At 43.6% G+C, this 7,492-nt stretch carries 5 protein-coding genes; all 5 read right to left on the bottom strand.

The window, feature by feature from the left end:
- Positions 1-1,787: N-6 DNA methylase (locus tag AC23P2_RS26780; RefSeq protein WP_487776037.1), on the bottom strand; the 1,787-nt coding region annotated here is incomplete at its 3' end.
- A gap of 24 nt (positions 1,788-1,811) precedes the next feature.
- Positions 1,812-2,255 carry a DUF1896 family protein gene (locus tag AC23P2_RS26775; protein ID WP_487776036.1) on the bottom strand — a complete coding sequence of 148 codons (444 nt, stop codon included), beginning with the start codon at positions 2,253-2,255 and terminating at the stop codon, positions 1,812-1,814.
- Positions 2,248-3,417 (bottom strand): type IX secretion system outer membrane channel protein PorV, encoded by a 1,170-nt coding sequence (porV, locus tag AC23P2_RS26770; RefSeq protein ID WP_487776035.1) that lies wholly within the window; start codon positions 3,415-3,417, stop codon positions 2,248-2,250. The genes AC23P2_RS26775 and porV overlap by 8 nt, the downstream gene beginning before the upstream one ends.
- 52 nt (positions 3,418-3,469) lie before the next feature.
- On the bottom strand, positions 3,470-6,367 hold the full coding sequence (locus tag AC23P2_RS26765) for a T9SS type A sorting domain-containing protein (RefSeq protein WP_487776034.1): 2,898 nt from the start codon (positions 6,365-6,367) through the stop codon (positions 3,470-3,472).
- Between the two features lie 67 nt (positions 6,368-6,434).
- On the bottom strand, positions 6,435-7,319 hold the full coding sequence (locus AC23P2_RS26760) for a hypothetical protein (RefSeq protein ID WP_487776033.1): 885 nt from the start codon (positions 7,317-7,319) through the stop codon (positions 6,435-6,437).
- Between the last annotated feature and the right edge of the window lie 173 nt (positions 7,320-7,492).

The raw sequence follows: 7,492 nt of genomic DNA, 5'->3' as shown, positions 1-7,492 counted from the left end.
ATCGGGTCAAAGAGCAGGCGGTCTTGCAACTGATTCAGCAATTTTTCGTCGCTTAAACCACTCACTTCTTGCATGTAATCAAGATTGACTTTCCCGAACCAATTCAACGACGCAAGCAGGGCATCTTCGGCCGTTTCAATGCGTTGTTTTGTGGAAAATGAAACAGGCTGTTCAAAAATATCGGCTTTAATAAATTGCCCCTCTTTGACCCGCTCCAAGGCCAACAGTTCTTTCCCTTGCGGGTCGAGCAAGACGGTCCCAACGTTTTCTTTGCGATTTAGCTCGCCGTATTGGTGCTTGAATTGGTCATACGATTCGTTGAGTAATTGACGTAAACCTGCATTTTCTGTTTGAAATTCCTGCTCAAAGTTGTAAAGTAAATGGTAATTATCTCGAAGCTGAATCAGGCTTTTCACTTTTTCCTGTTGGGTCTTCGAGACTTCCAGAGGGCGAAAAGAAGGTTTTGCCTCGGCCAACTCGTACACCTTACCCACAAGCCCATTTTGTTCTACCAACGAACCTTCTTTTAAGTGAGGGTATTTTATGCCTTCAAAAAGCTGAGGTTCAATCACCAACGTTGGTTGAAGCGTCGCAAAAAGGTCAAGTTGAGGCGTAGGTGGGGCTTTACTAATGACAACCCGCGCTTTTTCAGTTGGTACAGCGATTTTGAGGTGTTGGCCCAAATCCTCATCCAGCATTCGTTTCAATTCGTGACCAATGGCTTCGCTTCCCCCTTTATGAATGAAAATCCGAGCGGGTTTACCATACTGGTCGGTATCAAATTGAAGCTGGGTATGGACAATACGTCCCAAGTTTTCGTAATAGCGGCTGCTCGGATACTCTCCCCGTGGACTTTGGGTAAAGAGCCGTTCCCGCTGGCTCAGGCTTGTTTTTTGCGTGTTTTTTTGAAGAATAATTAAATCACTGCCAACACTTGTGCCCGCAAAATCAGTAAATAGATTGTGAGGTAAGCGAACTGAGCTTATCAGATTTGTATTCCGCATCAAATAGTGCCTAATCGGCTCATTACTTGGGCTATTTATCAACGCATCAGTTGTCAAGAAGGCCACTACCCCACCCTCTTTGGCCACGTCCACGGCTTTGGCAAAAAAATAGCTATGCAAACTTCGGCAAGCCTGGCGTTTGGTTTTGTCTTTGCTGTTGGCAAAGGCGGCATCCCACACGGCCACATCGCCAAAGGGAATGTTGGAGGCTACCAAGTCGAAGGTATTCAAATAGCGACTGCTAATGTCTTCAAATCCTTGTTGTTTTACTTGATTCTTGCCGTGCAGCGTTTCCAACAGCGTAGCCGTTAGCAGGTCTTTTTCAATCAAAAGGGAATTGGAGAGAGATAAACCTTTTTGCTGAAATCCTTCCGAAAACTGCCCCAACCCCGCCGAAGGGTCTAAAAAGTTGTTCACTTCAAACCCCGTTTGTTGGATAGCTTCTCCGAGCGCTTCAATCACTGCTGGAGGAGTATAAAAACCGGTCAATACACTATTTTTAAGGCTTTGCCAGTATTCCTCAGCCCGTTGTTCGCCAACTGCATTTTTTATTGTTTCCCACAGTGTTTGAACAAGGGGGCGTAATTCAATATCTGCTTTCGTTTGCCAAGCACTGTCGTCTTCCAAGGGTAAAAGTATCGCTTTGATTCCTCCAAAACCTGCATAGCGACGAATTAAATCGGCTTGCTCCGACGTTGGACTAGCTCCTTGTTTTTGCAATTGCAACGCAAGAGCTATCACCTCGGTATTGGTTACCAAGTGTTGTTTAGGATTAAACGCCATTTTTATTTTTTAGCTGTCAACGTCTCAAACCACTTTAGCCAATGCTTGACTTAATGTGTTCACAATCAAACTGTACCTAAATTGTTTAGTAGGTGTATCATCCATTTCGTACTGAAGAATAAAATCATTCAAAGGGGTACAAAAAGACAATAAAATGGGAACAAGGCGCTGCTGCTGAGTGAGGGCTTCAAAAATATGTTTAAATTCTTTTTCTAATGTATCGTGCAGGAAGTTATAAATTGAGAAGTTAAGACCTTTCACCAGTGAGTGAATAGCTACTTCTTGGGCAGCCATTACCGTTAAGCCCTCTCTTCGGGCATTTTCAAACGCCGTGGTTGCATTTGACGCCCGCACGGTCAAGAGGGTTTTTATTTCTGATGAACTCAATTTTCGCAACAACTCAGGAAAATCCGACTGCAAAAAATCCGTTAAATAGAGTTCAAAAAAGTCTAAATCCGTGCTATTCATCTGGTTGACGTTTCACTAATAAGCCTATTTGAAATGAATGGTTCAATGGGTTGTACCCTTTTACGGATAAAGTGTATGAAACGTCTAAGTCCATTTTCAATGCACTTTTTTTCCCGTTAAGATTCATCAAGCCCAATCCTACGGTCAGTAAGTGGCGATTCCCTTTGTTGCGGTGGTCGGTAAAATAATTTAGGCGGAGTGCCAAAGTTGAATTATGTTGGTAATGCACTCCCATGGTCCACCAAATTTCTTGTATTTCTTCTTTAACCCCATCTGGGGCATCTGCCCAACTCGTAAAAATTGTCCTCATTCCCGATTGCTTTGTCGGGTCATTTCCGCGCTCAAGCTTTCCGTCAACTCCATACACGGGAGGCGTTGGTACGAGTTGTTTGAGCGCATCCAAATAAAACTGTACTTCTCTTCCCTCCTCTTTATCAATAGGATGCGAAAGAGCCACTCCTGCCCGAAATAAAGTAGGCTGAAAATTCAACCGCTTATCATCTCCGTAGCTGATTCGTCCCCCCAAATGGTGAATACTAATCCCCCAATCTGAAAACCAGTCTCGCTCTTCACTACGGTCTTGGCGCCAATAAACCCCTAGGTCGGCATTCACCCCAAAAACAGGCCGTAATTGAAATCCCTGCCACGCCATTCTACCGAATAAGTTAGAATAAAAGCTACGTAAGCCGACACCAACTGATAGATTTTGGGTCAGCTTACGTGCGTGGGCAAGTCGCAAATTCATATCGTAAGAGCTAATTTCTCCCTGATAGTTGCCAAAATCATCCCTCAATTCGGCTTTACCGTAGTTAAAATGACTTAAAGATACATTCCAACGCCCATTTTCATCGGTACGCCCGTAAGCATTAAAATGTAGCATTCGCATGTCTTTCACTAAGTCAATATTCCAAGGGGTATAATTCAAACTAAATGCCTGAAAATCTTGACAAAATGCTGGCACGGCTACGTTTGTAGCCGTACTATACGCCGATGGGGAAGAAGAAGCACCAGCGCCCATGCTTCCGTGACGTGCATCGGGGACAATATAAAGATATTCAAGGGCTGACACTGGAGTACGTTGTGTATTAATTTGAGCCTGGCAAATACTCTGTAACGTGATGCCGACTCCAAACAGGAATTTGTTGATGTTCCAAGTATTCATTTTGTTATTTTTCGTGGTTTTACTACACCTCGTTAACAGGTCATTAGCAACTTTACTTACTGTATTTCAATAACCTACTGACGTTACTTTCTCCCGATGCCGTTTGTATTTCCAAAAGGTATTCCCCTGAAGCCAAAGTAGAAACATCCAGCTCAATCTCATTGTCAACGTTGAGGCCATAATCATCCATCAATAGACGCCCTACCAAATCCCATACCTTGAGGCGTAGCCCATTGACACAATCACGCCCCTTGATACGAATTTTGCCAGACGCAGGATTAGGATAAAAATACAAATCAGTTAATGATACAAATTGGATGGGGATTTCAAGGCGACGAGGAGTACTTTTGAACGTAGAATTGATATTACCTGTGTAACAGTAAGCAGGTAAGACGACAAAAAGGGAATCTCCCCGTTTGAGCTTGGTACCTACCCAAGTACCATTATAGAAGATTGAATCCCTATTTAATGGTACTGATAGCGAAAAAGTGATGGGCAAAATACGAAAATCATTGGGGGTGCCTACCAACAAACCCTGAGCACATCCTTTTGCCTCAAGCGATACTATTCCTCCTTCACAGGCTTTTGAAGATAAAATGGCCAGTGCAGGAACTCCTTGTTTGACAGGTATTGACAAGAAATTAGTATCACTGGCACATCCACCCTTCGTACTTACACAAATGACCTTTATGCGGGTATTTTGTTCCGCCACAAGATTGATTTTTCCTCCTGTTTCTTTTTTGTCATTTACCCACCAATGTATCGTTCCATTTTCACAGCCCTTTCCCTGTAAAAAATAACTACTTCCTGCCATCACAGAGTCCAAAGGGGTATTTACCGAAGGGATGGCTGGTTTAGGGTTAACAATAAGTGCAATTTGGGCAGTGTCGAGACATGAATTAGGGTTCGTTCCAATTACGTAATACGTACCACTTTGAGTAAATGTCTGAAGATAAGAAACATTAACTGAACTTGGCGTACTCTTTCTAAACAGTAAATTACCAAAAGAGCCCGCATTCAAAACTTGCTTTCTCAAATCAATCGTAGCGTTTTCACATAACTCAGCATTTGAAACCAAAAGCTTTGTTTTATGATTTACTGTAACCGTAATTGCGGCTTCTGAGACTCCTGAAAGTGTTTCACATTTTACTTTGTAAATGGTGGTTACAGTTGGTTGAACCATCAAAGAATTACTCCTTTGGTTAGGAAACTGCTCCCAAGTTAGTGTTCCATTTTGGCAGCCATCTGCGACAAGGGTTGATGTTTCACCCTGACATATTTTGGGGCGATTGGCTGTTAAAGTCAAGGTAGCGGCATTGACTTGGATTTTGATACGTGACATTTTTCCCATACAGCCTTTTTCACTCTGGCAATAAGCCGCATATTCCGTCGAAATTTGAGGGAATAGTTGTATTTTCTCACCTACAATGCCTGTGTCCCATATTGTTCGGTAACTACAACCTTGTGAATTTAACACCACTAACTCTCCGCTTTGAAGTTGCGTCTTGTTTGCCGTTAGTGTTGGTTCATTGGGCAAAGGGTAAACCAAGACTTCTACTGCATTCGTATCTTTCACATCGCCCGTTTGGCATACGGCAAAGTAGGTAGTTGTCCGCGTCGGAACAACTTGCACGCTATCTCCCTTATAACCAAACAACCAAGTTACCGTTCCCTTACAGCCAACCGCTTTTAAACTAGTTTTTTCACCAGCACAAATGGCCGCAGGTGCTGCTATCAGTCTCGTGGTAGATGGATAGACTGTCACTACAACACTAGACGTAGCGCTTCGGCACCCCGTTTGGGTTTCACAATAGGCTTCATACGTACTGGTTCCATTAGGTGTTACATGTAAGGTATTACCTGTAGTTTGATTTGACCACTTTACAACTCCATTACAACCAAATGCGGTTATCTGAGTTGATTGTCCAAATAGCAATGAACTAGGTTGTGCCGTAAGCACGGGAGAAGTTGGCGTTGTGATAATTTCTATCGTTACCGATGTGGGTTCAGATAGGCCCGCACTCGTCTTACATTTTACCCAAAACTGACTGGTATTGCTCACTATTGGGGTGATAACTGCGGTACTTTCCCCCGAAGACCAGACATATGAGCCATTGCAATTGCTGGCAATCAAAGAAACTGATTGACCCGCGCACACCTTTTGATTAGCAACCGTTAATTCTGGTTTACTAACTTGTAGCGTTAAGGTAAAACGGGTGCTTTCACTCTGACATCCTTGGGGTGAGATACATACTGCGGAATACGTGTTGGTTGGAAGTACGGGTATGACATTGATAGTGGGTTGCGTTGAGCCGTTGTCCCACCTAACAGTTGCCCCGTTGCAATTAGCATGTAATGAAACCTCATTTACATTGTCTGCTGTCTGTTCATTCTTTGTTATTGTAGGTGGAACTGGCTTAGAATTAACTATCACCAAAACGCCAGCGTTATTTGACACCAAGCCATTCTGAATACATTTTGCATAATAAGTCGTCGTTACTGAGGGACGAAATGTCCGAACTTCTCCAACGCCCTCATCTTGCCAACGCGTTTCTTGAGGGCACCCACGCGCAGTCAATGTGACATTTTGTCCCTCACAGACTTCTTTCAATCCTTCGATTTGTGGGGGCGTGAGTTTTACCTGCACTTCTAATTTACTTTCTGAACTGGTACACCGTTGGGCTGTGATACACCTCGCCCTAAACTCTGTGGTTCGTTCCAAAGCTACGATACGACTTGCGCCAATGGTTGCGTCAGACCAAACCACTTGTCCAGTACAACCATTGGCCACCAGTACCACTTTTTCATTGACATTAGCTGGGTTTTTGTTGGCGGAAAGCAACGGCGCAGGAGGCGTTTGACCCACAATTACATACAGAGAATCTTGCGCCTGAGAATTTTGCAACAGTCCCAGACTCAACAGCGTTAAATAAACAATTCTTGAAATCATCTAGTAAAGTTTTTGTGGGGAATAGCTGCTTATTTACAACAGCAATTACTCCCCACTTTTTGGGCGTTTAGTTCGCTACTTTAAGGCTTACAATTCTAGGCTGAGATGTACCTGCGCTATCTTTACAAACAACTTTTAGCGTTTGGTTGCCCGTAACAGTTAGGGTATAAGTTGACGTACTATTGACAAGCTGGTCGCTGGCATTTCGCCATTCGTACGTACCTGTTGCCGAACAACCCGATACTTTCAAAGTCAAACTTTGCCCTTCACAAAGTTCGTTGGGCGTTGCATTGACAATCGGAATCGGAGAATCTACCCCCGCAGTGACACTGGCGGTAGGGCTTTTACAACCTTGCGTGGATGTACAAAATGCCGAAAATACGGTAGTTTTGGTCAGAGTTTCTGTAATGCTAGCTCCCGTTTTTCCGTGCGCCCATGTTATCGTCCCGCTACAACCTGTGGCAGCCAGGGTTACACTTTCACCCGTTTTTACGTTTTGAGGATTAGCCGTTAAAACTGGAACTGTTGGCGTGGCATTTACATTTACTGTCACTAAGACAGGTTGTGACGTACCCAGTGTTCCTTGCATACATGTAACAGAATATTGCGTAGTCACGTTGGGTTTTACGACTATTCTCGTTCCAACACCTCCATTATTCCACGTCAACGTTCCACCTGTACAACCTGCTACAGTTAAAACAGAGGAATCGCCTGCACAAATCGTAGTAGGACTAGCTTTGGGGACAAGGGCTTTTCTTACTAGTACTTTCAGTGAATCTTTCACTCCTACACAACCAAAAGCTGAGGTACAAAAAGCGCTGTAGAATGTTTGAGTAGTTGGCGATACCTGAATGGAGGCTGCCGTTTGCCCCGTTGACCATGTAACAGTCCCAGCACAACCTGATGCGGTTAACGTGGCTTTTTGTCCGAGATAAATTGAATCTGTATTCATTGTAAGAGAAACCTTTGATGGTAACTTACGAATGGTAACAAAGGTGGTGTCTTGCCCAAAAGCAATCACTGAACTCCATAATAGGAGTACAAAAAAGGCACAAATTGATATTTTCATAAAATAAGCCCCCTTCCCCCAAAAGGAGGTGTGTTTTGGATAAATGTCTTTGGGGA

This window comes from Runella sp. R0.1_18, assembly GCF_057652155.1.
The sequence above is the reverse complement of the archived record's forward strand: the minus strand, read 5'-3'. Positions and strand labels throughout refer to the sequence as shown.